The 26,264-nt window shown below is 66.3% G+C and carries 25 protein-coding genes; 14 read left to right on the top strand and 11 right to left on the bottom strand.

Features of this window, described 5'->3' with window-relative positions:
- The first annotated feature begins 181 nt into the window (after positions 1 to 181).
- The 6 genes from PCA10_RS27750 to PCA10_RS27725 all read left to right on the top strand — a co-directional run bounded on the left by PCA10_RS27750 (position 182) and on the right by PCA10_RS27725 (position 8,166).
- A complete protein-coding gene (locus PCA10_RS27750; RefSeq protein WP_016495416.1) occupies positions 182 to 2,470 on the top strand; it encodes an ABC transporter permease subunit in 2,289 nt (762 codons plus the stop codon).
- Positions 2,471 to 2,640: 170 nt separating this feature from the next.
- Positions 2,641 to 4,311: a phosphate ABC transporter permease PstA gene (pstA, locus tag PCA10_RS27745; protein ID WP_041770466.1), complete on the top strand. Its 1,671-nt coding sequence runs from the start codon at positions 2,641 to 2,643 to the stop codon at positions 4,309 to 4,311.
- Between the two features lie 69 nt (positions 4,312 to 4,380).
- The gene (gene pstB, locus PCA10_RS27740) at positions 4,381 to 5,214 is read left to right on the top strand and encodes a phosphate ABC transporter ATP-binding protein PstB (protein ID WP_016495414.1); all 834 of its coding nucleotides are present in this window, start codon (positions 4,381 to 4,383) and stop codon (positions 5,212 to 5,214) included.
- Between the two features lie 96 nt (positions 5,215 to 5,310).
- Entirely contained in the window at positions 5,311 to 6,060 is a 750-nt protein-coding gene (gene phoU, locus PCA10_RS27735; RefSeq protein WP_016495413.1) for a phosphate signaling complex protein PhoU, read from the top strand.
- A gap of 209 nt (positions 6,061 to 6,269) precedes the next feature.
- A complete protein-coding gene (locus PCA10_RS27730; RefSeq protein ID WP_016495412.1) occupies positions 6,270 to 7,166 on the top strand; it encodes a response regulator in 897 nt (298 codons plus the stop codon).
- Positions 7,167 to 7,269: 103 nt separating this feature from the next.
- The gene (locus tag PCA10_RS27725) at positions 7,270 to 8,166 is read left to right on the top strand and encodes a peptidoglycan DD-metalloendopeptidase family protein (RefSeq protein WP_016495411.1); all 897 of its coding nucleotides are present in this window, start codon (positions 7,270 to 7,272) and stop codon (positions 8,164 to 8,166) included.
- A 129-nt stretch (positions 8,167 to 8,295) separates the two neighbouring features.
- Here PCA10_RS27725 and PCA10_RS27720 read toward each other — a convergent pair whose 3' ends face one another.
- From PCA10_RS27720 to phoB, 3 genes are all read right to left on the bottom strand, one after another.
- On the bottom strand, positions 8,296 to 9,636 hold the full coding sequence (locus PCA10_RS27720) for a hemolysin family protein (RefSeq protein ID WP_016495410.1): 1,341 nt from the start codon (positions 9,634 to 9,636) through the stop codon (positions 8,296 to 8,298).
- A 77-nt stretch (positions 9,637 to 9,713) separates the two neighbouring features.
- Positions 9,714 to 11,018: a phosphate regulon sensor histidine kinase PhoR gene (gene phoR / locus PCA10_RS27715; RefSeq protein ID WP_016495409.1), complete on the bottom strand. Its 1,305-nt coding sequence runs from the start codon at positions 11,016 to 11,018 to the stop codon at positions 9,714 to 9,716.
- Positions 11,019 to 11,054: 36 nt separating this feature from the next.
- A complete protein-coding gene (gene phoB / locus PCA10_RS27710) occupies positions 11,055 to 11,744 on the bottom strand; it encodes a phosphate regulon transcriptional regulator PhoB (RefSeq protein WP_016495408.1) in 690 nt (229 codons plus the stop codon).
- Positions 11,745 to 12,066: 322 nt separating this feature from the next.
- Here phoB and PCA10_RS27705 point away from each other — a divergent pair, with 322 nt between their 5' ends.
- The gene (locus PCA10_RS27705; protein ID WP_016495407.1) at positions 12,067 to 12,453 is read left to right on the top strand and encodes a COG4315 family predicted lipoprotein; all 387 of its coding nucleotides are present in this window, start codon (positions 12,067 to 12,069) and stop codon (positions 12,451 to 12,453) included.
- Positions 12,454 to 12,615: 162 nt separating this feature from the next.
- Here the strand turns inward: PCA10_RS27705 and ubiA are convergent, their stop codons facing one another.
- Positions 12,616 to 13,506: a 4-hydroxybenzoate octaprenyltransferase gene (gene ubiA / locus PCA10_RS27700; protein WP_016495406.1), complete on the bottom strand. Its 891-nt coding sequence runs from the start codon at positions 13,504 to 13,506 to the stop codon at positions 12,616 to 12,618.
- Between the two features lie 27 nt (positions 13,507 to 13,533).
- The gene (locus PCA10_RS27695; RefSeq protein ID WP_016495405.1) at positions 13,534 to 14,088 is read right to left on the bottom strand and encodes a chorismate--pyruvate lyase family protein; all 555 of its coding nucleotides are present in this window, start codon (positions 14,086 to 14,088) and stop codon (positions 13,534 to 13,536) included.
- Between the two features lie 165 nt (positions 14,089 to 14,253).
- On the opposite strand from PCA10_RS27695, the gene PCA10_RS27690 reads away from it, so the two are divergent.
- From PCA10_RS27690 to PCA10_RS27665, 6 genes are all read left to right on the top strand, one after another.
- Positions 14,254 to 14,421 (top strand): rubredoxin, encoded by a 168-nt coding sequence (locus PCA10_RS27690; RefSeq protein ID WP_016495404.1) that lies wholly within the window; start codon positions 14,254 to 14,256, stop codon positions 14,419 to 14,421.
- A 149-nt stretch (positions 14,422 to 14,570) separates the two neighbouring features.
- Positions 14,571 to 14,738: a rubredoxin gene (locus tag PCA10_RS27685; protein WP_016495403.1), complete on the top strand. Its 168-nt coding sequence runs from the start codon at positions 14,571 to 14,573 to the stop codon at positions 14,736 to 14,738.
- Between the two features lie 71 nt (positions 14,739 to 14,809).
- Complete coding sequence (locus PCA10_RS27680) at positions 14,810 to 15,970, top strand: NAD(P)/FAD-dependent oxidoreductase (protein WP_016495402.1); 1,161 nt, start codon at positions 14,810 to 14,812, stop codon at positions 15,968 to 15,970.
- Positions 15,971 to 16,158: 188 nt separating this feature from the next.
- On the top strand, positions 16,159 to 16,431 hold the full coding sequence (locus tag PCA10_RS27675; protein ID WP_016495401.1) for an HU family DNA-binding protein: 273 nt from the start codon (positions 16,159 to 16,161) through the stop codon (positions 16,429 to 16,431).
- A 135-nt stretch (positions 16,432 to 16,566) separates the two neighbouring features.
- Positions 16,567 to 16,959 (top strand): hypothetical protein, encoded by a 393-nt coding sequence (locus PCA10_RS27670; protein WP_016495400.1) that lies wholly within the window; start codon positions 16,567 to 16,569, stop codon positions 16,957 to 16,959.
- A 250-nt stretch (positions 16,960 to 17,209) separates the two neighbouring features.
- Positions 17,210 to 18,412, top strand: coding sequence for an ISL3 family transposase (locus PCA10_RS27665; protein ID WP_016491200.1), 1,203 nt, complete (start codon positions 17,210 to 17,212; stop codon positions 18,410 to 18,412).
- A gap of 27 nt (positions 18,413 to 18,439) precedes the next feature.
- Here the strand turns inward: PCA10_RS27665 and PCA10_RS27660 are convergent, their stop codons facing one another.
- From PCA10_RS27660 to exbB, 6 genes are all read right to left on the bottom strand, one after another.
- A complete protein-coding gene (locus PCA10_RS27660) occupies positions 18,440 to 19,840 on the bottom strand; it encodes an HDOD domain-containing protein (protein WP_016495399.1) in 1,401 nt (466 codons plus the stop codon).
- A 91-nt stretch (positions 19,841 to 19,931) separates the two neighbouring features.
- A complete protein-coding gene (recG, locus tag PCA10_RS27655; RefSeq protein ID WP_016495398.1) occupies positions 19,932 to 22,007 on the bottom strand; it encodes an ATP-dependent DNA helicase RecG in 2,076 nt (691 codons plus the stop codon).
- Positions 22,004 to 22,942: a hydrogen peroxide-inducible genes activator gene (locus PCA10_RS27650; RefSeq protein ID WP_016495397.1), complete on the bottom strand. Its 939-nt coding sequence runs from the start codon at positions 22,940 to 22,942 to the stop codon at positions 22,004 to 22,006. Before PCA10_RS27650 ends, recG begins: the two co-directional genes overlap by 4 nt.
- A gap of 84 nt (positions 22,943 to 23,026) precedes the next feature.
- Positions 23,027 to 23,764: an energy transducer TonB gene (locus PCA10_RS27645; protein WP_016495396.1), complete on the bottom strand. Its 738-nt coding sequence runs from the start codon at positions 23,762 to 23,764 to the stop codon at positions 23,027 to 23,029.
- Entirely contained in the window at positions 23,761 to 24,186 is a 426-nt protein-coding gene (gene exbD, locus PCA10_RS27640; RefSeq protein ID WP_016495395.1) for a TonB system transport protein ExbD, read from the bottom strand. The genes PCA10_RS27645 and exbD overlap by 4 nt, the downstream gene beginning before the upstream one ends.
- A gap of 3 nt (positions 24,187 to 24,189) precedes the next feature.
- Positions 24,190 to 25,200 carry a tonB-system energizer ExbB gene (gene exbB / locus PCA10_RS31205; protein WP_016495394.1) on the bottom strand — a complete coding sequence of 337 codons (1,011 nt, stop codon included), beginning with the start codon at positions 25,198 to 25,200 and terminating at the stop codon, positions 24,190 to 24,192.
- Between the two features lie 212 nt (positions 25,201 to 25,412).
- On the opposite strand from exbB, the gene PCA10_RS27630 reads away from it, so the two are divergent.
- Positions 25,413 to 26,264, top strand: coding sequence for an NAD-dependent epimerase/dehydratase family protein (locus PCA10_RS27630; protein ID WP_016495393.1), 852 nt, complete (start codon positions 25,413 to 25,415; stop codon positions 26,262 to 26,264).

Raw genomic sequence — 26,264 nt, 5'->3', positions numbered from 1 at the left:
GGGCCGCTCCGCAAGGACGCAACAACGACGGGCGACCCCTGTCGCAGAAGCCCGCCCGAGGCCTCCTCCGGGTGGGCTTCGCCACGTCAACTCGCTGTAATTTTTCTGTCACACGAAAGCCGTAGGCTGTGCCCCCATCGTAAAAGCCTGCGCGCGCCGACTGTGCCAAGAGCCCGAATCCATGACTGACCTGGCCAACTCCCTGACAAACTCGAAGAATCCTCCCGCCCGCATCGACTTCAATACGCCGGCGCTGGTGCGCAAGCGCAAGATGCGCGCGCTGAAGGACCGCCTGACCCGCTGGTACGTGCTGGTCGGCGGCCTCGCCGTGCTCGCGGCCATCACCCTGATCTTCTTCTACCTGGCCTATGTGGTTCTGCCGCTGTTCCAGGGCGCCGAGCTGACCGCCCGCAAGGTGCAGAGCCCCGCCTGGTTGCAGCAGGACGCCGGCAAGCCGCTGCTGCTGGCCCTGGAAGAACAGAACATGGTGGGCATGCGCGTCGCCAACACCGGCGAGGTGCAGTTCTTCTCCGTCAAGGACGGTAGCCTGATGAAGCGCCAGCAACTGCCGTTGCCAGGCGGCGTCAGCGTGGCGTCCATCGGCCAGGACCAGCCGGGCAGCGCGCTGGTGGTGCTGGGCCTGTCCAACGGCCAGGCGCTGATCTTCCAGCACAGCTACAAGGTCACCTACCCGGACAACCACAAGACCATCACCCCGCAGGTCAGCTTCCCCTACGGCGAAGCGCCCATGGCGCTGGACGCACAGGGCCGCGCCCTGGAGCACGTCGCCATCAACGGCAACGACGAGACCCTGGTGCTGGCCGCGTCCACCGGCAGCCAGCTGCATGTGCAGCAAGTGGTCAGCGAAGAGAACATGCTGACCGGCGAGACCACCCAGGAACAGACCAGCATCGACCTGCCGCAGATCGCCGAGCCGATCAAGGCCATCTACATCGATCCGCGTCACCAGTGGCTCTACGTCCTCAACGGCCGCGCCCACGCCGACGTCTTCAGCCTGCGGGAAAAATCCCTGAACGGCCGCTACAAGCTGCTGGAAGACGCCAGCCGCGAAGTCACCGCCAGCAACACGCTGCTGGGCGGCATCTCGATGATGATCGGCGACTCCAAGGGCGGCATCGCCCAGTGGTTCATGGCTCGTGACCCGGACGGTTCCTCGCGCCTGAAACATATCCGCGACTTCCAGCTGGGCACCGATCCGGTGGTGCAGATCACCCCGGAAGAGCGCCGCAAGGGCTTCGTCGCCCTGGACGCCAGCGGCCACCTCGGCGTCTTCCACAGCACCGCCAACCGTACCCTGCTGGTGGAGCCGGTCACCGACGGCTCCGGCGTGCTGGCCCTGTCGCCGCGCGCCAACAAGGTGCTGGTGGAAGAGGGCAACCAGTTCCTGCCGTTCCGCCTCCGCAACCCGCACCCGGAAATCTCCTTCAGCGCGCTGTGGAGCAAGGTCTGGTACGAAAGCTATGACGAGCCCAAGTACGTCTGGCAGTCCACCGCCGCCAACACCGACTTCGAGCCCAAGCTGAGCCTGGCCCCGCTGACCTTCGGTACCCTCAAGGCGGCCTTCTACGCCATGCTGCTGGCCGCCCCGCTGGCGATCGCCGCGGCCATCTACACCGCCTACTTCATGGCCCCGGCGATGCGCCGCAAGGTCAAGCCGGTGATCGAACTGATGGAAGCGCTGCCGACGGTGATCCTCGGCTTCTTCGCCGGCCTGTTCCTGGCGCCCTATGTGGAAGGCCACCTGCCGGGCATCTTCAGCCTGCTGTTGCTGACCCCCTTCGGCATCCTGCTGGCCGGCTTCATCTGGAGCCGCCTGCCCGAATCCATCCGCCTGCGCGTGCCGGACGGCTGGGAAGCGGCCATCCTGATCCCCGTGGTGGGCGGCACCGCCTGGCTCGCCCTGGGCATGAGCCCGATCCTGGAGAGCTGGTTCTTCGGTGGCGACATGCGCCTGTGGATCAGCAACGACCTCGGCATCACCTACGACCAGCGCAACGCCCTGATCGTCGGCCTGGCCATGGGCTTCGCGGTGATCCCGAACATCTTCTCCATCGCCGAAGACGCCGTGTTCAGCGTGCCCCGGAGCCTCACCTACGGTTCCCTGGCCCTGGGCGCCACGCCCTGGCAGACCATGACCCGCGTGGTCCTGCTGACCGCCAGCCCGGGCATCTTCTCGGCACTGATGATCGGCCTCGGCCGTGCCGTGGGCGAGACCATGATCGTGCTGATGGCCACCGGCAACACCCCGGTGATGGAAGCGAACATCTTCGAAGGCATGCGCACCCTGGCGGCCAACGTGGCGGTGGAAATGCCCGAGTCGGAAGTGGGCGGTAGCCACTACCGCGTGCTGTTCCTCTCGGCGCTGGTGCTGCTGACGTTCACCTTCATCATGAACACCCTGGCCGAGCTGATCCGTCAGCGCCTGCGCAAGAAGTACGCCTCTTTGTAAGAACGACGCTTCAGCGTCGCAGCTGATCCCCCTCTCCCTGTGGGAGAGGGGGGTCCGAAGGACCGGGTGAGGGATGTTCGGCTCAGCGCCGCAGCCTCTCTCCCCCAGAAACACGAAACCTCCGGCCCCCTGGCCGGAGGCACTGAAAGACTCAAGCGGTGGAGAAATCCGTGAAAAAGGTTTCCCTGAAAGACTGGTTCAAGAGTGGCGCACCGGGCGTCTGGATAAGCGGTGGAGCGGTTTCCATCGCGGTCATCATGACCATCGGCCTGCTCTCGGTGATCGCCGTGCGCGGCCTCGCCCACTTCTGGCCGGCCGACCTGGTGGAAGCGCAGTACAGCGTGCCCGGCCAGCCGGTGAAGCTGGTGATCGGCGAAGCGGTACAGATCGAGGAAGTGTCCCGTGTGCGCCTGCAGGGTGCCGGTCTGCCGGTGCCGGCGGAGGGTCCGGAGTTCATGACCCGCGAGCTGCTCAAGGTGGGCAACCGTGACGTCTACGGCAGCGACTTCACCTGGGTGGTGGGCGACTGGCTGCAGGAGCAGAAGTACCCTACCGAGCTGGTGGCGCTGGAGCGCCGCGAGTGGGGCAACTTCTACGGCCGGCTGATCTCCGTGAAGGAGAACGGCCAGGTGGTGGCTGAAGGCGAGGCCGCCATGGCCGAGCTGACCAAGCGCCTGGCGCGGGTGAACGAGCTCTACGCCCAGCTCTACCAGCTGGAGAAGAAGGAGATCGGCGGCATCAACCACGGCCTCGAGCGCCTGCGCCTGCAGACCCGCAAGCTGGAGTTGAACGACGCTCTGACCCCCGAGGCCCAGGCCGACATCGCCGCCGAGCGCGCCGAGCTGGAGAAACGCTACAAGGGCCTGGAAGAGCGCCTGATGGGCCTGCACCAGGAATTCAACCGCGACAGCGTGGTGGTGCGCGAGGCCGGCGGCCGCGAGCAGGAAATCAGCCTCGGCAAGGTGGTGCATGCCTACCAGCCGAACGCCATGACCCTGTTTCAGAAGCTCGGCTTCTACTTCGCCAAGCTCTGGGAGTTCCTCAGCGACGACCCCCGTGAGGCCAACACCGAGGGCGGTATCTTCCCGGCCATCTTCGGCACCGTGATGATGACCCTGATCATGGCCGTGATCGTCACCCCCTTCGGCGTGATCGCGGCCATCTACCTGCGCGAGTACGCCAAGCAGGGGCCGCTGACCCGGGTGATCCGCATCGCGGTGAACAACCTGGCGGGCGTCCCGGCCATCGTCTACGGCGTGTTCGGCCTGGGCTTCTTCGTCTACGTGCTGGGTGGCTCCCTCGACCGCCTGTTCTTCCCCGAGTCCGCGCCGGCGCCGACCTTCGGCACCCCGGGCCTGCTCTGGGCGTCCCTGACCCTGGCGATCCTCGCCGTGCCGGTGGTGATCGTCGCCACCGAGGAAGGCCTGGCGCGTATCCCCCGCGCCGTGCGCGAAGGCTCCCTGGCCCTGGGTGCGACCAAGGCCGAGACCTTGTGGAAGGTGGTCCTGCCCATGGCCAGCCCGGCCATGATGACCGGCCTGATCCTCGCCGTGGCCCGCGCCGCCGGCGAAGTGGCGCCGCTGATGCTGGTGGGCGTGGTGAAGCTGGCCCCGAGCCTGCCGGTGGACGGTAACTACCCCTACCTGCACCTCGACCAGAAGATCATGCACCTGGGCTTCCACATCTACGACGTCGGCTTCCAGAGCCCGAACGTCGAGGCCGCGCGCCCGCTGGTCTACGCCACCGCGCTGTTGCTGGTACTGGTGATCGCCCTGCTGAACATCTCGGCCGTCGCCATCCGTAACCACCTGCGCGAGAAATACAAGGCGCTGGACAGCTGATCGTCCATCGCCAACCGAATTGCCTGAGGCTTACAGCTTGTAGCTCGAAGCTACGAACGGAGTGAACACATGCAACACGAATCCCACAGCCACGGCGTCAACCTTTCCGCCCTTGGCCGCGACAAGCAGAACCTGCGCCTGGCCGATGAGCCCGTTGCCCTGCAGGTGCCCGGCCTCTCCCTGTTCTACGGCGAGAAGCAGGCCCTGTACGACGTCAGCATGAACATACCGAAACAGCGCGTGACCGCCTTCATCGGCCCGTCCGGCTGCGGCAAGTCCACGCTGCTGCGCTGCTTCAACCGCATGAACGACCTGGTGGATGGCTGCCGCGTGGCCGGCGAGATCCTCCTCGACGGCAACAACATCTACCGCAAGGGCGAGGACGTGGCCGAGCTGCGCCGCCGCGTGGGCATGGTGTTCCAGAAGCCGAACCCCTTCCCCAAGAGCATCTACGAGAACGTGGTGTATGGCCTGCGCATCCAGGGCATCAACAAGAAGCGCGTGCTCGACGAGGCCGTGGAGTGGGCGCTGAAAGGCGCCGCCCTGTGGGAAGAAGTGAAGGACCGCCTGCACGAATCCGCCCTGGGTCTCTCCGGCGGCCAGCAGCAGCGCCTGGTGATCGCCCGCACCATCGCGGTGGAACCCGAGGTGCTGCTGCTCGACGAACCCTGCTCGGCCCTGGACCCGATCTCCACCCTCAAGGTGGAAGAGCTGATCTACGAGCTCAAGAGCAAGTACACCATCGTCATCGTGACCCACAACATGCAGCAGGCCGCGCGGGTTTCCGACTACACGGCGTTCATGTACATGGGCAAGCTGATCGAGTTCGGCGATACCGATACCCTGTTCACCAACCCGGCCAAGAAGCAGACCGAGGACTACATCACCGGTCGCTACGGCTAGTGGCCAGCCCCAATCGCGCTGGGCCGCGTCGGCGAAGCACGATTGGTTGAAGGCCACCATCACCAGGAAAGCATTCTGCTCAACAAGGGTTAGAAAATGATCGACAAAGACAGCCTCACCCATCACATCTCCCAGCAGTTCAACGCCGAGCTGGAGGAAGTGCGCAGCCACCTCCTGGCGATGGGTGGCCTGGTCGAGAAGCAGGTCAACGACGCCGTCACCGCGCTGATCGATGCCGACTCGGGCCTGGCCCAGCAGGTGCGCGAGATCGACGACCAGATCAACCAGATGGAGCGCAACATAGACGAAGAATGCGTGCGCATTCTCGCCCGTCGCCAGCCGGCGGCCTCCGACCTGCGCCTGATCATCAGCATCTCCAAGTCGGTGATCGACCTGGAGCGCATCGGCGACGAAGCCTCGAAGATCGCCCGTCGCGCCATCCAGCTCTGCGAAGAGGGTGTGGCCCCGCGCGGCTACGTCGAGGTGCGCCACATCGGCGACCAGGTGCGCAAGATGGTCCAGGAAGCCCTGGACGCCTTCGCCCGCTTCGACGCCGACCTCGCCCTGTCGGTGGCCCAGTACGACAAGAACATCGACCGCGAATACAAGACCGCCCTGCGCGAGCTGGTCACCTACATGATGGAAGACCCGCGCGCCATCAGCCGCGTGCTCAACGTCATCTGGGCCCTGCGTTCCCTGGAGCGCATCGGCGACCACGCACGCAACATTTCCGAACTGGTGATCTACCTGGTACGCGGCACCGACGTTCGCCACATGGGCCTGGCGCGCATGACCGAGGAAGTGAAGGGCACCAGCAACAAGGATAAGGATATCGCCGAGAACTAAGTTTTCGGCTCGTGGGAAATTTCCAGCATCGTTGTAGCTGGTTTCCTAAAACGCCCGGCCTTGTTCCGGGCGTTTTGCTTTTCGTGCCCCGGCCCCTGGCCGGTTCCGGCTGACCCACCGGTCGAATCGATGCACTGCCCGGCAAATCAGGTTTGGCAATTGGCTATCAGGCAAGGCTATCCTTAGTCCCGTTTTCCAAGGAGCAGTCGATGGGCAAGGTCAATGTGCTGGTAGTGGACGATGCGTCCTTCATTCGCGATCTGGTGAAGAAGGGGCTGCGCGACAACTTCCCCGGCATCCAGATCGAGGAAGCGATCAATGGGCGCAAGGCCCAGCAGATGCTCGCCCGTACCAGTGTCGACCTGATCCTCTGCGACTGGGAGATGCCCGAGATGTCGGGGCTGGAACTGCTCACCTGGTGCCGTGAGCAGGACAACCTGAAGACCACGCCCTTCATCATGGTCACCAGCCGCGGCGACAAGGAGAACGTCATCCAGGCCATCCAGGCCGGCGTTTCCGACTACATCGGCAAACCCTTCTCCAACGATCAGTTGGTCACCAAGGTGAAGAAGGCCCTGGCCCGCAGCGGCAAGCTCGAGGCCCTGATGTCCGCCACGCCGGCGCGCCTGCCCAATGCCGGCGGCTTCGCCAACGATTCCCTGGCCGCCCTCACCGGTGGCAAGGCCGAGGTGATCCGTCCCGCCGCGCCCGTCGCCAAGCCCGCCGCGCCGCCAGCGCCGTCGGCCAAGGCCGCCGCCCAGGCCCCGGGTGGCCGCGGGCAGGCACAGCTGCGTTTGCCGGCCGGCGTGCTGTCCTGCGTGATCAAGGCCCTGAGCCTGAAGGACGCGCAGTTGGTGGTGCGCCGTGGCGAACCCCTGCCGCAGGTGCTGGAAAGCGCCGTGCTCGACCTGGAACAGGGCGAAGGCGGTGAAGTGGCACGGCTCAACGGCTACCTGCACGCGGTCGCCGCCCTGGAGCCCAAGCCCGACAGCGAGTGGCTGCAGCTGAGCTTCCGCTTCGTCGACCGCGACCCGCAGAAGCTCGACTACCTGTCCCGCCTGATCGCCCGCGGCACCGCGCAGAAGCATTTCGTCCCCGGCGCCTGACCGTCCAGCCAACCCCGTCACAGGTCGATGGGGAAGGCCTCGCCCGGCGCTGGGTGCGCTGCTAGTCTTCGGCCAACGGAGCACAGAACAACAACGGGTCGACATGCTGGGGCGAATCCTTCCTCTACTGGCGCTGCTTGGCTTGAGCCTGCCGGCGGCGGCGCTGACCATCTACAAGTACACCGACGCCAATGGTGTGGTGACCTACACCGACCAGGCCGTGTCGGGCGCGCAGGTGTTCGTCTTCCGCGACCGCATGGTGGAGCGCCTGGACCTGTCGGTGAAGCTGGAGACCAAGAAGCACGCCGCCGGTGAGACCCTGGTGCTGCACAACGAGCTGTTCGCGCCGGTGGAGGTGGAGCTGCGCGTCGACCAGGCGGAAAACGTCTCCGGTGCCCCTGACCAGCCCATCCGCTGGGTGCTGGCGCCGCGCAGCAGCATGCGCATGGCCACCCTGGCCCCGGCCGACCCGAATCGCCCCATGAGCTACAAGCCCAAGCTGCGCTACGCCATGGGCGACCCGCGCCTGGTGCCGGTGGTCTACCGCTACCCGCTGCCCTGGCAGGGTGGCCCCTTCCGCCTGACCCAGGGCGCCAACGGCCGCTACAGCCATTTCACTCCCAAGGGCCGCTACGCCCTGGATATCGCCATGCCCGAAGGCACGCCCATCGTCGCGGCGCGGCCGGGTGTGGTGGTGAAGATCGAGAACGACCAGAGCGGCCGGGGCAACAACCCGTCGGGCAACTTCGTGCGCATCCTGCACGACGACGGCACCATGGGCGTCTACCTGCACCTGATGCGCGGTTCGGTACAGGTGCGCGAGGGCCAGCAGGTGACCATCGGCGAGCGCATCGCGCGCTCGGGCAACACCGGCAACAGCACCGGCCCGCACCTGCACTTCGTCATCCAGCGCAACCTGGGCCTGGCGCTGGAGTCCATCCCCTTCGACTTCGCCCAGCCGGTGGATACCTTGCCGAACTTCGCGGTGGGCGGGGAGTAGGCCCGCAACCCACACGTAGGATGGGTTGAGATACGTAGGATGGGTTGAGCTTGCGATACCCATCAGGACACTCGCACGGCAGCATGGGTATCGCTTCGCTCAACCCATCCTACGAGGGCGCGAGGGCACTCAATCGAGCTTGAGCACCTTGGCCAGGACGATCTTCGGGCCTTTCATCTTCTTCACGATGATGCGCAGGCCTTCGGTTTCCAGCACTTCTTCCTCTTCCGGCACGCGGTTCAGGGACTCGTAGATCAGGCCGGCGAGGGTGTCGGCTTCCACGTGGTCCAGGTCGATGCCGAGCAGGCGTTCCACCTTGAACAGCGGGGTGTCGCCGCGCACCAGCAGCTTGCCGGGCTGGTAGGCCAGCACGCCGCGTTCGGTCTTGCGGTGTTCGTCCTGGATATCCCCCACCAGCACTTCCAGCACGTCTTCCATGGTCAGGAAGCCCACCGCCTTGCCGTCGGCCTCTTCGACCAGGGCGAAGTGCGAGCCACCCTTGCGGAATTCTTCCAGCAGGCGCGACAGCGGCATGTGCTTGGTCACGCGCTCCAGCGGATGGGTGAGTTCGGCCAGGTCGAAGCTCTCCGGCAGGCTGTCCAGGGCGGACAGGGCCAGCAGCAGGTCCTTGATGTGCAGGACGCCGATGAACTCGCCTTTCTGCTCGTCATGGACCGGGTAGCGGCTGTACTTGTGGCGGCGGATCACCGAGAGGATGTCCGACAGCGGCGCGTCGTGCTCCAGGTAGATCAGGTCTTCGCGGGAGTTGGCCCAGTCCACCACTTCCAGTTCGCCCAGCTCCACGGCCGAGGCCAGCACGCGCATGCCCTGGTCGCTGGGGTCGCGGGCGCGGCTGGAGTGGAGGATCAGCTTGAGTTCGTCGCGGCTGTAGTGGTGCTCATGGTGCGGGCCTGGCTCGCCCTGGCCGGCGATGCGCAGGATGGTATTGGCGCTGGCGTTCAGCAGCCAGATGGCCGGGTACATCATCCAGTAGAAGAGGTACAGCGGCACGGCGGTCCACAGCGACAGCAGCTCCGGCTTGCGGATGGCCCAGGACTTGGGCGCCAGCTCGCCGATCACGATGTGCAGGTAGGAAATGATGAAGAAGGCGGTGAAGAAGGCGATGCCGTGGACCAGCTTCTCCGATTCGATGCCGATGGCGCTGAGCAGCGGCGTGAGCAGGTGGGCGAAGGCCGGTTCGCCGACCCAGCCGAGGCCGAGCGAGGCCAGGGTGATGCCCAGCTGGCAAGCGGAGAGGTAGGCGTCGAGCTGGTTGTGCACCGTGCGCAGGATGCTGCCACGCCAGCCGTGCTTGTCGGCGATGGATTCGACGCGGGTGGAACGCAGCTTGACCATGGCGAACTCGGCGGCCACGAAGAAGCCGTTGAGCAGCACGAGGAAGAGGGCGAAGAGAATCAGGCCGAAATCGGCGAAGTAACTGAAGTAATCGGAACTAGGGGAAGGGTCCATGGATGGTTTTTGCTGAACGATGACCGACTAAGGTTGCAGGCTGCACCCCGAGTTTGCAAGTCGGGGTGCATTCCTGGTCATGGGCGCCGGACTACCTGGGTGGCCGGGAAATGGCAATTGAAGGTGCTGCCGTGGTTGAGCACCGAGCTGATGTCGAGGCGGCCGCGATGGCGGATCAGCACGTGCTTGACGATGGCGAGGCCCAGGCCCGTGCCGCCGGTGCTGCTGTTGCGGCTGGAGTCGACGCGGTAGAAGCGCTCGGTCAGGCGCGGCAGGTGCTTGGCTTCGATGCCGATGCCGCTGTCCTGCACGCTGAGGTGCGCACCATTGTCGTCGCCGTACCAGCGGATGCGTATCTCGCCTTCGTCCGGGGTGTACTTGACCGCGTTGAACACCAGGTTGGAGAAGGCGCTGCGCAGTTCCGGCTCGCTGCCGCGCAGCTTGAAGTTGTGGTCGGCTTCCAGGCTGATGCGGTGGTGGCGATTGCCGGACAGGGCGAGGGCGTCGGCCTTGATCTGCAGCAGCATCAGGTCCACCGCCACCGGCTGGTTGTCCGAGGGGTAGTCGGTGGCTTCCAGCTTGGCCAGCAGCAGCAGGTCGTTGAGCAGGTTCTGCATGCGCATGCCCTGCTGGCTCATCTGCTGCAGCGCGCGGGTCCAGCGCGGGTTCACGTCCTCGACGTTGTCCAGCAGGGTCTCCAGGTAGCCGGCGATCACCGTCAGCGGCGTGCGCAGCTCGTGGGAGACGTTGGCGACGAAGTCCTTGCGCATCTGCTCCAGCTGGTAGAGGCGGGTGACGTCGCGCACCAGCATCAGGTGCTCGCTATTGCCGTACTGGGTGATGTGGAACTGCAGGCGCAGGCGGTCGTTGACCGGCGAGGGCAGGTCCAGGGGTTCGTGGTACTTGCCCTGCTCGAAGTATTCCTTGAAGCGCGGGTGGCGGATCAGGTTGGTCACCGGCTGGCCGCTGTCCTGGGGGGTCTTCAGGCCCAGCAGGGTTTCCGCCGCGCGGTTCCACCAGTCGAGGTTGCCATCGCTGTCGAGCATCACCACGGCATCCTTGAGGGCGGCGGTGGACTCCTGGACGCGGTCGATCACCGCCTGCAGCCGGCCGCGCACGCGTTGGTCGCGGCGCTGCAGGTGGTAGATGCTGTCGAACACCTCGCCCCAGAGGCCGTAGCCATCCGGCGGCGGCTCGTCGGGCTTGTGTTGCTTGAGCCAGGTGTACAGGCGCAGCAATTGCGCCAGCGTCCAGCCCAGGTAGGCGCCGAGGCCCACCACCAGGGCCCAGGCGTAATGGCCGGTGATCAGCCCCACCAGCAGGCAGGCCCCGATCAGCAGCAGCAGGCGGCGGATGACTACGCCGCGCCAGTCTTGATTCACCTATCGCGTCCTTGTGCGAGGCCCATGGGCCCTCGGTCAGCTTTTGGTGGAGAAACGATAGCCGGTGCCGCGAACGGTCTGAACCAGATTTTCGTATACCTCGCCGAGGGCCTTGCGCAGGCGGCGTATGTGCACATCGACGGTGCGCTCCTCGACGTAGACGTTGCCGCCCCAGACCTGGTCCAGCAGCTGGCCACGGGTGTAGGCGCGCTCCTGGTGGGTCATGAAGAACTGCAACAGGCGGTACTCGGTGGGGCCCATCTCGGCCGGCTTGCCGTCGATGGTCACGCGGTGGCTGATGGGGTCCAGCAGCAGGCCGCCGATGGCGATAGGCGCTTCGCCGTCGCTGGGGCCGGCGCGGCGCAGCACGGCCTTGAGCCGGGCGACCAGCTCGCGGGGGGAGAAGGGCTTGGTGATGTAGTCGTCGGCGCCGACTTCCAGGCCCTGGATCTTGTTGTCCTCCTCACCCTTGGCGGTGAGCATGATGATCGGGATGTCGTTGGTCAGGTCGTCGCGCTTGAGGCGGCGGGCCAGCTCGATGCCGGAGGTGCCCGGGAGCATCCAGTCCAGGAGGATCAGGTCGGGTTTGCGGTCGACGATGATGGCGTGGGCCTGCTGGGTGTTCTCGGCTTCCAGACAGTCGTAGCCGGCCATCTCCAGGGCCACCGCGATCATCTCGCGGATGGGGGCTTCGTCGTCGACTATCAGGATGTTCTTGCCAACCATGTTCAAGCCTCGGGAAAGGTCGCGTGTATGACTGATTGCGCCGCATTAGATAACGGAATTATTGCAGGGATGTGACACGGAGTTGCCAGCTGCTATCGAGGCGTGCGTCATTCCCGGGACAAAACACCGAACGATTCCGCCACCGGCCTCGTCTAAGCTGATTGAGGCTGCCGCCAATCCGGGGTGGCCTGGAGCCTGGCACAGGACCCCATAGGCACTATGGGTGTTCTTGGCTCCTTCCGTCCTGTACCGCTGTGACCTCAAGCCGTGATCCCAGCTGCCGCCAGGCTGTCGCTGTCCAATCCGAGGAGAGGCTAGAAAAATGAGAAGAATTTCCCATCGATTCATTCCGCTGCTCGCCGGCGCATTGTTGAGCTGGCCCCTGTCGGGCCTGGCGGCCGAGCCGGCGATGGAGAAGGATGGCATGTTGGTGGATGCCAAGGGTATGACGCTCTACACCTACGACAAGGACTCGGACGGCAAGTCCGCCTGTGTCGGCCAGTGCGCACAGAACTGGCCGCCGCTCATGGCCGAGGCCGGGGCCAAGGCCGAAGGCGAGTGGAGCGTGGTCACCCGTGACGACGGCTCCAGCCAGTGGGCCTACGACGGCAAGCCGCTGTACACCTTCGTCATGGACAAGAAGGCCGGCGACGTCACCGGGGACGGGAAGATGGGGGTCTGGCACGTCGCCAAACCCGAAGCCTACTAGGGCGGAAAGCTGCCTGCGTTGCCGATACTGCGTTGCAAACGGCCTCGGACTGCTCATTTACAGCTCGTAAACTCCGCGTCCTCGGCCGTTTGCGCCTTGTCTCGGCCGCCTCGCCGACGCTTTCAAGCTACCTGCGTTGCCGGTACCGCTACGCGCCGCGCATCAGCGCAGCGCGTAGTCGGCGACTATGCCGGCGAAGATCGCCAATCCCGCCCAGTGGTTGTGCAGGAAGGCCTTGAAGCAGGCCTGGGGATCGCGTGTGCGGGTGCTGTAGTACTCCCAGGCGAAGCAGGCCGCCGCCGCCGCCAGGCCCAGGTGGAAGTACAACCCCAGCTCGAAGCGGTTGCCCGCCAGCAGCAGGCAGAGCAGCGCCAGGCCCTGGAGGATGGCGATGATCAGGCGATCGGCGTCGCCGAAGAGGATGGCGGTGGATTTCACCCCGATCTTCAGGTCGTCCTCGCGATCGGTCATCGCGTAGTAGGTGTCGTAGGCCACGGTCCACAGCAGGTTGCCGAAATACAGCAGCCAGGCCGCCGCCGGCAGTTCGCCGGTCTCGGCGGTGAAGGCCATCGGCATGCCCCAGGAGAAGGCCGCGCCCAGCACCACCTGCGGGTAGTAGGTGTAGCGCTTCATGAAGGGATAGCAGGCGGCCAGTGCCAGGCCGCCGAAGGACAGCCAGATGGTGGTGGCGTTGGTGAAGAGCACCAGCACGAAGCTCAGCGCCACCAGGATGCCGAAGAACACCAGCGCCTCGCGGGAGCTCACCCGGCCGCTGGCCAGGGGGCGGTTGCGGGTGCGGCTGACGTGGCCGTCGACCTTGCGGTCGGCGAAGTCGTTGATCACGCAGCCGGCGGCGCGCATCAGGTTCACCCCGAGGATGAAGATCACCAGGTTGGCCAGGCTGGGGCTGCCTTCGCCGGCTATCCACAGGGCCCAGAGCGTGGGCCAGAGCAGCAGGTAGATGCCAATGGGCTTGTCCAGCCGGGTCAGCTGGATGAAATCCATGGCGCGGGGGTGCAGGCGGTTCAGCGATTGCAGCAGCGTGAGGTACATCGGCGGGCCTCCCTTGGACGGGCGGGATTATACGGACTCGACTCCGGCCGCGCGCCACAGCGCGGGCAGGAATATCTCCGCCACCAGCACGCCCAGTTCGCCCCGTGAGAAGCACGAGCGGCGGCCCCAGAGGCGTTCCTCGCGCACCTCAAAGGGCAACAGGGGGGCCGGGTAGCGGGTGACCTCGATGGCGCCACGATCGAAGGCGCGGTCGCTGAACAGCAGCTCGCCGAGGGAGCGGCTGCCCAACTGGTGCAGGTCCAGCCCCGAGCCTTCCAGGGCGGAGCGTGCCGCCACGCTGCGGGCGAATACCCAGACCTCGCCGTGGCCGCGCAGGTACACCTCGCGGACCCAGCCCTGGCTCCCGGCGGGAATCCCCAGGGCGGCGCATTCGTCGGCGCGCAGGCCCTGCCAGCCTTCTTCCAGCGGGGTCACGCTGAAGCCGTTTTGCGACAGCGCGGTAAGCCGGCGGGTCAGCGAGCCCTGGTCGAACAGCCAGTCGCGAACGCTGGCGGCGGGAGCGGGGTGGAGCTGGGCGGCGGTCAGCCAGCGGGGGGGATGGACCAGGGCGGCGTGGGGCACGGGCGGGGCTTGGGCGGTGGAAGACGGCGCAGATTAGCACGGCCTTGGCCGGTCGGCTGCCTCTTGCCCGCTGCCGGACTAACCAGTAAAAAGCGGCCCTGAGCCGACTGCCAGTGCCCGCCAGAGGCGACGGGTCGAGAACGCCGGATCGTGGAGAAACAAGTGATGAAGAAGTGGCAATGCGTGGTATGTGGCCTGGTCTATGACGAATCCGAGGGTTGGCCGGATGACGGCATCGCTGCCGGGACCCGCTGGGAAGACGTCCCGCAGGACTGGCTGTGCCCGGACTGCGGCGTGGGCAAGCTGGATTTCGAGATGATCGAGATCAACTGATCCCCCTCCGAACGAGCCGGCCGAGTGCCGGCTTTTTCGTCTGCCGCGCCAGCGCCTATCCTCTTTCTGGACGGCTCCGGTGGCCCTTGGCGCCCGCCGGTGGATTGGGGTAGGTTCAACAGGATTTTCCGCGTCGGCGGAGGTGGTCCATGCGCAAGTGGCAATGCATCGTCTGCGGTTTCATCTACGACGAAGCCCAAGGGCTGCCTGAAGAAGGCATCGCGCCCGGCACGCGCTGGGAAGACATCCCGCCGGACTGGGTCTGCCCCGATTGCGGCGTCGGCAAGATCGATTTCGAGATGATCGAAATCGCCTGAGACCCGCCTTCCAACCCCATTCAAGCGACGGCCCGTGGGCCGTCGCGTCGTTTCGTGAGCAGGAGTGAGCAATGAGTGCACCCGTGGCACCACCCGTGGTGATAGTCGGTACCGGCCTGGCCGGATACAACCTGGCCAAGGAGTTTCGCAAGCTGGACGCCGAAACCCCGCTGCTGCTGATCAGCGCCGACGATGGCCGCTCCTACTCCAAGCCCATGCTCTCCACCGGTTTCGGCAAGAACAAGGACGCCGATGGCTTGGCCATGGCCGAGGCGGGTGCCATGGCCGAGCAGCTCAAGGCAAAAGTCCTCACCCATACCCGGATCACCGGTATCGACCCTGGCCACCAGCGGCTGTGGATAGGCGAGGAAGCCGTGCCCTATCGCGACCTGGTGCTGGCCTGGGGCGCGGATACCATCCGCGTGCCGGTGGAGGGCGATGCCCATGACGCGGTGTTCCCGATCAACGACCTGGAAGACTACGCCCGTTTCCGCGCCGCGGCGGCCGGCAAGCGCCGGGTACTGATCCTGGGCGCCGGGCTGATCGGCTGCGAGTTTGCCAACGACCTCAGCCTGGGTGGCCTGGAAGTGGAACTGGTGGCGCCCTGCGAGCAGGTGATGCCCGGCCTGCTGCACCCGGCCGCCGCGGCGGCGGTGCAGGCGGGGCTGGAAGGCCTTGGCGCGCGTTTTCACCTGGGGCCGGTGCTGGCGCGCCTGGAACGGGCCGAAGACGGCCTGGAGGCGCTGCTCTCGGACGGCACCCGCATCCACTGCGACCTGGTGGTGTCCGCGGTCGGCCTGCGCCCGCGCACCGAACTGGCCGCCGCCGCCGGCCTGGCGGTGAACCGCGGGGTGGTGGTGGACCGCCAGCTGCGCACCTCCCACGCCAATATCTACGCCCTGGGCGACTGCGCCGAGGTGGATGGCCTGAACCTGCTCTATGTGATGCCGCTGATGGCTTGCGCCCGTTCCCTGGCGCAGACCCTGGCGGGCAACCCGACGGCGGTGAACTACGGCCCGATGCCGGTGACGGTGAAAACCCCGGCGTGCCCCCTGGTGGTCTCGCCGCCGCCCCGTGGCATGGAGGGCGAATGGACGGTGGAAGGCGCCGGCAGCGACATCAAGGCGCTCTATCGTGATGCCGCGGGAAGCCTGCTCGGCTATGCCCTGACGGGGGCCGCGGTGCAGGAGAAATTGGCTCTGAACCGGGAGCTGCCGCCGCTCTTGGCGTAAATGTCAGCCCTTCTGTCGGATTAATCATTCTGATCTTTCGGAATTCCCCCGGCGGACACTGGCGTAGTGCCCAATGGCGTGCCATCCTCCCCGTGGTCTGCCGCAGCGCAGAGCCGTTGCGGCGCCTTAGGCGCTGTTCTGGACGAACAGCACGGACACAAAAACAACAAACCGTCAAAGAGGCATCTATGCGTAAACCGGAACTCGCCGCCGCCATTGCCGAGAAGGCTGATCTGACCAAGGATCAGGCCAATCGCGTACTCAATGCGGTGCTCGAAGAAATCACCAACGCGCTGAACCGCAAGGACAGTGTGACGCTGGTGGGCTTCGGCACCTTCCTGCAACGTCATCGTGGTGCTCGCACCGGCAAGAACCCGCAGACTGGGCAGCCGGTCAAGATCAAAGCCAGCAACACCGTTGCCTTCAAACCGGGCAAATCCCTGAAAGAAGCCGTGAATTGAGCTTCTTCTGCCCGGAACCGGGGAGGTTCCGGGCAGCTCCCCCTTCCCTCCGCAATACCTTCTTCAGCTGGCTGTAGTCCTGCCGGCAAACCGCTACAATGCGCCGCTTTCTCAACCTTTTGAGGCCGTACGCGCATGAAATTCCGCTTTCTTCTCTGGATGCTGGGCCGCCTGATGGCCAAGGCCAGCCGCGACAATGTCGAGTTCCAGCAGCAGCTGGCGGGCAAGGACCTGGTATTCCAGTTGCACACCCTGGACGGCAAGATCGCCCGTCACTTCATCGTTCGAGACCTGCGCGTGCTCAGCAAGCGCGGCCCCGCCAGCGCGCCCGCCTTCGCCATCGGTTTCAAGGACGGTGCCTACGGTTTCGCCACCATGAGCGCGAAGAACAAGCAGCTGGCCTTCATGCAGGGTATCCAGAACAAGGACATCCAGATCCAGGGCAATCCGTCCCTGGTGATCTGGTTCCAGGGCCTGACCAAGCACCTGGTGCCGAAGAAGAAGGCGGTAGAGAAGAAGGCCGCCTGAATCCGGCTCGTGGGAAATTGCCCGTAGGTTGGGCCAAGCGCAGCGCGGCCCAACGCAACGCGTGGGTGTTGGGCTTCGCATCGCTCAGCCGCAACCTACGACCTGCACCGGGCTCATGAATAAAAGGGGCGCCATTGGCGCCCCTTTTTCTGGTTCTTCGCGGATTCAGGGGGAAGAGCGAGTTGACAGTCAGGGAAGTGGGTAGATTGGCAGTCGCCAAACGAACCAACCCCCACTCCCTGCTGCCGCCGTGAATCCTATTGATCTTGCCCAGTTCTGGCCAGGCTACGAGGTCGTCGCCTGTCGCCAAGCCACTCACGACACCCTGCTGATTGAGCTCGAACCTCAAGCCGGCTCCCTCCCCAAATGTGGCCGCTGTCACCAAGACTGCCCGCTGATCCACGAGCGGCGAATCCGCCAGGTGCGTGACCGTGACCTGCTGGATCAGCGCGTGCTGCTCCAACTGCCGGTGCGTCGCGTCGATTGCCTGGATTGTGGGCGGGTGACCGAGCGGATCGACTGGCTGGAGCCGGCGTCACGCCTGACTCAGCGTTTGCGCGTCTGGCTCGAGGGTTTGCTGCAATTGCTGCCGATCAGTCACGTCAGCCGCCTCACTGGCCTGCATTGGCACACGCTCAAGACGCTCGACAAGCGCCGCCTGGACGCCTCGGTTGGCGCGTTTGAGCCAGGCGAGGTGCGTCGGCTGGTGATGGACGAGTTTGCCCTGCACAAGGGGCATCGTTACGCCACGGTGATCATGGATGCCGAGCGCACGCGGGTGCTGTGGGTCGGGCATGGCAACAGCCGTGAGGCGATCCGTCCGTTCTTCGAATTGCTCGGCGAGCACTGCCGGCAGATCGAGGCGGTGGCCATGGACATGAACACCGCCTTCGACCTCGAGGTGAAACGGCATTGCCCGCAGGCCGAGGTGGTGTACGACCTGTTCCACGTGGTGGCGCGCTACGGCCGGGACGTGATCGACCGGATCCGGGTCGACCAGGCCAACCTCCTGCGCCAGGACAAACCGGCGCGCAAGGTGGTCAAGCAAAGCCGCTGGCTGTTGCTGCGCAATCGCGAAAACCTCAAGGGCGGACAGGCCGTGCAGTTGCAGGAATTGCTCGCGGCCAACCAGCCACTGGCCACGGCCTACGTGCTCAAGGACGCATTAAAGGAAATCTGGTACGCCCCCAGTGTGCAGGACGGCTGGCGGCGCTGGCGAACCTGGCTGCGGCACGCCCGGGACAGCGGCTTGGCGCCGCTCCAACGCTTTGCCAGGAACCTCAAGCGTTACGCGCGCGGCATCCTCGCCAGCGCCCGTTTCCCCTTGCACACCAGCCAGCTGGAAGGGGTGAACAACCGCATCAAAGTGATCAAGCGCATGGCCTATGGCTTCCGCGACTCGGCCTACTTCTTCCTGAAAATCAAGGCCGCCTTCCCCGGGAAAGCGCGATGAACCCTTTTTCATGCCTGCCGTTCAGCACTACGGGTTGAACTGGGAGGCCAGTTCCCGCAACGCGGCCTCGGCCTGCAGCACTTTGTCCACTGCGCCCTCGGCCTTTTCGCGGGTCAGTCCCAGGGCCTCGAAGAGGTCGTTGGGGATTTCCACTTCCGGGCCGGAGCCGATGCCGCGATTGCGCAGCAGGCTGACCGCCAGGCACACCAGGTTGGGGTAGGCGGCGTTGTCGTCCTGGTAGTCCGGGTCGTGCTGGAAGCGCAGGGCGGTGAACAGCTCTTCGGGCATGTCCCAGAAGCTCATCAGCCAGCTGCCGATCTGCTCGCGGGTGATCCCCAGCAGGTGCTGCTCGATGTAGCTGTGGGACAGGTGCGGGTTGACCTCCAGGTGCCGGCAGATCAGCGAGAAATGCGGCGGGAAGACGTGGGCCAGCACCAGGTAGCCGAAGTTGTGCAGCAGGCCGGCGAGGTAGGTGAGGCCGGTTTCCGGGCGCTGGGCGCGCGGCATCGCGCGGGTCAGGCCTTCGATCACCGCGGCGGTGTAGATCGCCTGCTGCCAGTACGGGGTGGCCTGCTGCGGTTGGTCCTTGGGCAGGCTGAGGGATTTGCCCAAGGCCAGGCCCAGGGCCAGGTTGATCACCAGGTCGAAGCCCAGCACGCGGACGATGGCGTCCTCCACCGAGCGGATCTTGCCGGGGGCGGCGTAGTAGGGCGAGGCCGCCCAGCTGACCACCTGGGCCGCCAGGGCGGGGTCGGTTTCCACCACGCCGGTGATGTCTTCCACGGTGGCGTTGGGGTCCACGCGCAGCTTGATGATCTTCTGCGCCGATTCCGCCAGGGGCGGGATCTCGATGGTTTCTTCCAGGCGCTGCTGGATGCGCCGGGCGGTGAAGGCCTGCACCGCCTGGGTGATCTCGGCACGGTCGTCGGCCGGGCGGTCGAGGTTCGGGCGGATGGCCGCCAGCGGCTCGCCGAAGCGCGCGGCGCTGGCCTTGGAGAGCAGGCTGCGGAAGTCCTCGCTGGCCAGTTCCAGTAGCACGCCGGGCTGGCCGGATTCCACCAGCAGGCGCGGCTCGGCGAGCAGGCGCTCGTCGTACAGGCAGGGGGCACTGGTCAGCGGCGGCAGGCCCGGCAGGGCGCCCAGCTCATGCTTGCCGAGCATGCGCTCGAGGCGCTCCGGCTTGACCGCCACCAGTTTGCGGCCGGTGAGTTCGGCGAGGCGATTGAGGTCCAGCAGCTGGTTGCGCGGGAAGAGCACCAGCAGTGCGCCGACGGCGTCTTCCAGCAATACCGCCTGGATCCGTTGCGCAGCCGCCAGGCCGGGATGCTCCAGGCGGACCTGGTAGGCCAGGCCAAGCTTCTCGAGCAGCTGCACTATCACTTCGGGTGGTTGTGGCGAGGAATCCGGGGCGAGGGCGACTTCAGTCATGGCAGCTTCCAGCTTTGAATTTTTCTGCCCGGAGTATAACGAGCAGGTCGGGAGTGGGCGGCGCAGGGCAACGGTCGAGCTGTGAACTGCATCACACTTGTCCGTACTGTTGGCCGTGACGTAACCAGCGCTCCAATAGTGGACTGACATGCTGAGGCCAATGGGCCAGCAGGGCCTGGGCCGCGTCGCGCACGGCCGGTAGCAGGTCGGCGTCGCGCATCAGGTCGGCCACCTTGAACTGCAGCAGGCCGGTCTGGCGGGTGCCGAGCATTTCGCCGGGGCCGCGCAGTTCCAGGTCCTTCTCGGCGATGACGAAGCCGTCGCAGGTCTCGCGCATGATCGCCAGGCGCTCGCGGCCGAGCTGGGACAGGGGCGCGTGGTAGAGCAGCACGCAGTGGCTGGCGGCGCTGCCCCGGCCAACGCGGCCGCGCAACTGGTGCAACTGGGCGAGGCCGAGGCGCTCGGGGTTCTCGATGATCATCAGGCTGGCGTTGGGGACGTCCACCCCCACCTCGATCACGGTGGTGGCCACCAGCAGCTGGAGGGCGCCGGCCTTGAATTCGGCCATCACCGCGGCTTTCTCGGCGGGCTTCATGCGCCCGTGGATCAGGCCGACGCGCAGCTCGCCCAGGGCCGAGGAAAGGTCTTCGAAGGTGGTTTCCGCCGCTTGGCAGGTGAGCTCTTCGGACTCCTCGATCAGGGTGCAGACCCAGTAGGCCTGGCGGCCTTCCTGGCAGGCGGCGCGGACCCGCTCGATCACCTCGATACGGCGGCTGTCGGCCACCAGCACGGTGTTCACCGGGGTGCGGCCGGGCGGCAGCTCGTCGAGGATCGAAGTGTCCAGGTCGGCGTAGGCGCTCATGGCCAGGGTGCGCGGGATGGGGGTGGCGGTCATGATCAGCTGGTGCGGGCAGAGGCGGCCGTCCACACCCTTGCTGCGCAGGGCCAGGCGTTGCTGGACGCCGAAGCGGTGCTGCTCGTCGATGATCACCAGGGCCAGGCGCTTGAACTTCACCTCGTCCTGGAACAGCGCGTGGGTGCCGACCACCATGGGCGTGCCGGCGGCGATCTGCTCCAGGGCTGCCGCGCGGGCCTTGCCCTTGAGCTTGCCGGCGAGCCAGGCGGTTTCGATGCCCAGCGGCTGCAGCCATTTGCTGAAGTTGACGTAGTGCTGCTCGGCGAGAATCTCGGTGGGCGCCATCAGCGCTACCTGGTAGCCGGCCTCCAGCGCCTGCAGCGCGGCGAGGGCGGCGACCACCGTCTTGCCGGCGCCGACGTCGCCTTGCACCAGGCGCAGCATGGGTTCCTGCTGGGCCAGGTCGTAGGCGATCTCGGCGCCCACCCGCTGCTGGGCGCCGGTGGGCTTGAAGCCGAGGTTGGCCAGGTACTGCTTGGGCAGCTTGCGTGCCGGCGGCAACGGCGGCGCGTGCTGGGCGCGCAGGCTTTCGCGCAGACGCTGCAGGGACAGCTGGTGGGTCAGGAGTTCTTCGAAGGCCAGGCGTTGCTGGGCCCAGTGCTGGCCTTCCGCGAGCTCTTCCAGGTCGGCGTCCGGCGGCGGGCGGTGCAGGTAGCGAATGGCCTCGTCGAGCGAGCCCAGGTGGTAGTCACGGGCCAGTTCCCTGGGCAGCCAGTCCGGCAGGCTCTGCGGGCCGAGACGGGCCAGGGCGAGCTGGCTGAGGGAGCGCAGGCGCTGCTGGGTAAGGCCTTCGGTGGTGGGGTAGATGGGCGTCAGGGTCTGCTCCACCGGCGGCGCTTCGTCGCCACTCAGGGCGCGGTATTCCGGGTGGTAGATCTCCAGGCCGGTGGCGCCGGGGCGCACCTCGCCGTAGCAGCGCAGCTGAGCGCCACGCTTGAGGCCGTCCTTCTGCGCCTGGCTGAAGTGGAAGAAGCGCAGGCTGAGGGTCCCGCTGCCGTCCTGCAGGCGCACCAGCAGGCTGCGGCGGCGACCCATGACCACGTCCGCGCCGCCGACTATGCCTTCGACCACCGCATCCTGGCCCGGGCGCAGCTCGCCGATGGGCGTGATGCGGGTGCGGTCCTGGTAGCGGGTGGGCAGGTGGAAGAGGATGTCCTGAAGGTTCTCCAGGCCGACCTTGGCGAGCTTTTCCGCCAGGGCGGCGCCTACGCCCTTGAGCGCGGTAACCGGGACGCGGGCCAGCTCGGTCATGCCGGTTGGGGTTCGCCCTGGGTCTGCGGCAGTGCGACCGAGCAGAGGCGGATGGAGTCCGCCAGCACTTCAATGGCGCGCGGACGCGGGAAACTGGCGCGCCAGGCGATGGCCACGGTGCGGAAGGGCACGGGCGGGGTCAGCGGGCGGATCTCGATCACACCGGGGGCATAGTGATGGCTGTCCACCGCCGAGAACGGCAGGATCGACACGCCCAGGCCCGAAGCGACCATGTGGCGGATGGTTTCCAGGGAGCTGGATTCCACGGTGGTGTGCTTGGCGCTGTCTTCGCCGCCCTTGCGCAGGCTCGGGCAGGCTTCCAGCACCTGGTCGCGGAAGCAGTGGCCTTCGCCGAGCAGCAGCAGGCTCTTGTCGTTGAGCAGCTCGCTGTCGATGGTCTCGCGGGCGGTCCAGGGGTGACCGAAGGGCAGTAGTACGTAGAAGGGTTCGTCGTAGAGCGGCTTGGTCAGCACGTCGGCTTCGGCGAAGGGCAGGGCGATGATGATCGCGTCCAGCTCGCCGGTGCGCAGCTTGTCGCGCAGGACGTGGGTGAAGTTCTCTTCGATGTACAGCGGCATCTGCGGGGCGACCCGGTGCAGCTGGGGGATCAGGTGCGGGAACAGGTAGGGCCCGACGGTGTAGATGGCGCCCACCTTGAGCGGTGCGGCCAGTTGGTTCTTGCCGGCCTGGGCCATCTCGCGGATGCCTTGGGCCTGCTCCAATACCTTCTGGGCCTGGGTGACGATGCCCTCACCGACCGGGGTCAGGCGTACCGCGCTCTTGCTGCGCTCGAAGATGAGCACGCCGAGCTCGTCTTCCAGCTTCTTCACCCCGACCGACAGGGTCGGCTGGCTCACATGGCAACGCTCGGCGGCACGGCCGAAGTGCTGTTCCTGGGCGAGAGTGACGATGTAGCGCAGTTCGGTGAGAGTCATAGGATTTTTCCATTGAGGTCCGGCAAGCATAGCGGCTGGAGTCAATGGAACCAAGCGCCCGCGCGGTGCGCGGGCGCTTGGGTATCAGCGGCGGTCCAGCGAGTAGACGAAGGGCGCGACCACTTCCAGGGAGCCGTTGTTCAGCAGCTCCGGCGGCGGCGGCGGCAGTGGCTGGGCGCGACGGATCATCTCCAGGGTGGCGCGGTCCAGCGAAGCGCTGCCCGACTTGCCCACCAGGGAGTAGGAGATCACCTTGCCTTCGCCATCGACCACGAAGCGCAGGCGATTCACGCCTTCGAAGCCACGACGGCGGGCGTCTTCCGGGTAGCGCTTGTAGCGGGCCAGGTGGCTGAGCAGCTTGCTCTGCCAGGTCGGCTTGGCGTCCGACGGCGCGCTGGCGGCGGCCTGCTGCTGGGCCGCGGGCTTGGTATCGCTCGGTGCCGGGGTGGTCGGCGCGGCGACGCTTTCCTTCACGCTCTCGGTTTCCCGCGGCTTATCAGGCTTGGGCTCCGGCGGTTTGGGTTTCGGCGGCTTGGGCTTGGGTTTCGGCTTGGGCGCGATGGCGATCTTCGGCTTGGGCGCTTCAACCAGCTTGGGCAGCGGCTCGGGTTCGGGCTCGACCTGGGGCGGCGGTGGCGGTGCCGGCCTGGGCGCCGGGGCCGGCAGCGGCTCAAGCTCCACGACCATGGCCGCGAGCGGCAGCTCGATCGGCTCGGCGTGCGGGCGCCAGTAGAGCGCCCAGAGGCCGAGGCCGATGTGCAGGCCGAGCACGACGACCAGGCTGACGCCCCATTGCGACAGCTTGCGTTTGCCTTGGCTCATTTAGTCCCGACCGTCTCGAGGCCGACCAGGCCGATCTTGAGGTAGCCGGCACCGCGCAGGGCGTCCATGACTTCCATCAGGCGGCCGTACTCCACCACCTTGTCGCCACGGACGAAGATGGTCTTGTCCTTGTCGGCGTTGGTCAGCTTGTCCAGCACGCCGCCCAGCTGCTCCTCGGTGACCTGTTCGTTGTCCAGGAACAGGCTCTTGTCTTCTTTGATGCTCAGGTAGATCGGCTTGTCCGGCCGCGGCGCCGGCTTGGCGGTGGAGGCGGGCAGGTCGACCTTGATGTCCACCGTCGCCAGGGGCGCCGCGACCATGAAGATGATCAGCAGCACCAGCATCACGTCGATAAAGGGGGTGACGTTGATCTCGTGGGTTTCCTGGAGATCATCGCCACCATCGTTCAGATGGATTCCCATGGATCAGCCTACTTTGGCGATTTGCGGAGACTGGACACGGTCGGCCGTGTGGTCGAGGTCGCGGCTGACCAGCAGCAGGACCTGGGCGGAGGCGTCGGACACCTGGGCCTTGTAGCCGGCGATGGAGCGGGCGAACACGTTGTAGATGACTACCGCCGGGATTGCCGCCACCAGGCCGAGAGCGGTGGCCAGCAGGGCTTCGGCGATACCGGGGGCCACCACGGCGAGGTTGGTGGTCTGGGATTTGGCGATGCCGATGAAGCTGTTCATGATGCCCCAGACGGTGCCGAACAGGCCGACGAAGGGGGCTGTGGAACCGATGGTGGCGAGCACGCCGGTGCCCTGGCTCATCTGCCGGCCGCTGGCGGCTACCAGGCGCTCCAGGCGGAAGCTCACGCGTTCCTTGATGCCTTCCTTCTCGCGGGTGTTGGCCGAGAGCTTCACTTCTTCCTGGGCGTCATGCACCAGCAGGTGGGACACGCAGGAGGCGGCGGCGGCCTTCTCGGCGGCTTCGCCGAGGGTGCGGGCGCCCTTCAGTACGGCCAGCTCACGCTGCAGGCGGCGCTTGGCGGTCAGCAGCTCGAAGCCCTTGGCGATCCAGACGGTCCAGGTCAGTACCGACGCCAGGGCCAGGCCGATCATCACGGCCTTCACCACGATATCGGCGTTCTGGTACATGCCCCAGGGCGACAGGTCGTGGGCCAGCATCTGCTCGCCTTCGGCCTCGGCGGCCAGCGGGTCGGTGGGCAGGGCGTTCGGGTCGAGGGCGGCGGCATCGGCCGGCGCTGCGGCGCCGTCAGCAGCCACTGCGCCTTCGGCGGCGGCCGGGGTGGCGGCACCTGCGGCCGGTGCTGCAGCCGCGGGCTGGCTGGCTTCGGCCGGTACGGCCTGGGCGGTCGGCTCTTCGGCGAAGGAGGCGGTGGGGGCCAGCATCAGGCTGATCAGCAGGGCTGCCAGCAGGCGTGGCGGGCGAGAGGCAATGTTGGGCTGTGCGTTGCGGGCGTTAGGATTCATGCTGGCCGGACCTGAATGAAGGAAGCTGTTTCGTCCGTCGGCGCTGGAGCGTCAACCTGGACCGAAGGGCTCGCATTATTGCAAGTAATTCTTGTTTGTAAAAGTGACTCTATAACCTTCCTGTTGCCGTCTGGCGATTTGCCGTGCTGGCGGGGGCATTTGGCGATAGCCGGTCGGCGCTCTATTCTGGTGACTTTTTCGGAGTGTTCTCGATGTCCGCTTCCCTCTTGATCGCCGGCTGCGGCGATGTCGGCAGCCGCCTGGGGCAGGCAATGCTGCGGGCCGGCTGGACCGTCCACGGCCTGCGACGCCAGGTCGCGGCACTGCCGGCAGGCGTTCTCCCGGTTGCAGGCGATCTGGAACAGCCCACCTGCCCGGCGGACTGGCCACGGGAGCCGCTGGACTACCTGGTCTACTGCGCGGCGGCCAACCAGCACGATGAGGCCGGCTACCGTTCCGCCTATGTCGAGGGTCTGCGCCACGTACTGGCCTGGCTGGCCTTGCATGGGCAGAAGCCTCGTCGTCTGCTGTTCGTCTCCAGCAGCGGTGTCTATGGCCAGCGCGACGGCGAGTGGATCGACGAGCGCTCGCCCGCCGAAGCCGAGGGATACTCCGGACAAGTGATGCTGGAAGCCGAGCGACTGGCCCTGGCCAGCGGCATTCCGGCTACCCGCGTGCGCCTGACCGGCATCTATGGCCCCGGCCGCGAATGGCTGCTCAAGCAGGTGCGCATGGGCTACCGGGTGGTGAGCGAACCGCCGCTCTACGCCAACCGTATCCATGTCGCCGATTGCGCCGGCTTGCTGGCCCACCTGCTCGCGGCCGACGCCGCCGGTGTGGCGCTGGAGGACTGCTACCTGGGCGTCGACGACGCACCGGCGCCGCTCCACGAGGTGATGGGCTGGCTGCGCGAGCGGATGGGGGTGACCGAGTGGGCCGAGGAGTCCACGGTGCGCCGCTCCGGCAGCAAGCGTTGCAGCAACGCCCGTGCCCGCGCCCTGGGCTGGGCGCCGCGTTACCCGAGCTACCGCGAAGGTTACGCGGCCATCCTCGACGACGCCTGA

Origin of the sequence: Pseudomonas resinovorans NBRC 106553, assembly GCF_000412695.1 — a bacterium.
In the GTDB taxonomy this organism is placed as follows: Bacteria; Pseudomonadota; Gammaproteobacteria; order Pseudomonadales; family Pseudomonadaceae; genus Metapseudomonas; species Metapseudomonas resinovorans_A.
Note: the sequence above shows the minus strand (reverse complement) of the source record. Positions and strands in the feature narration are given on the sequence as shown.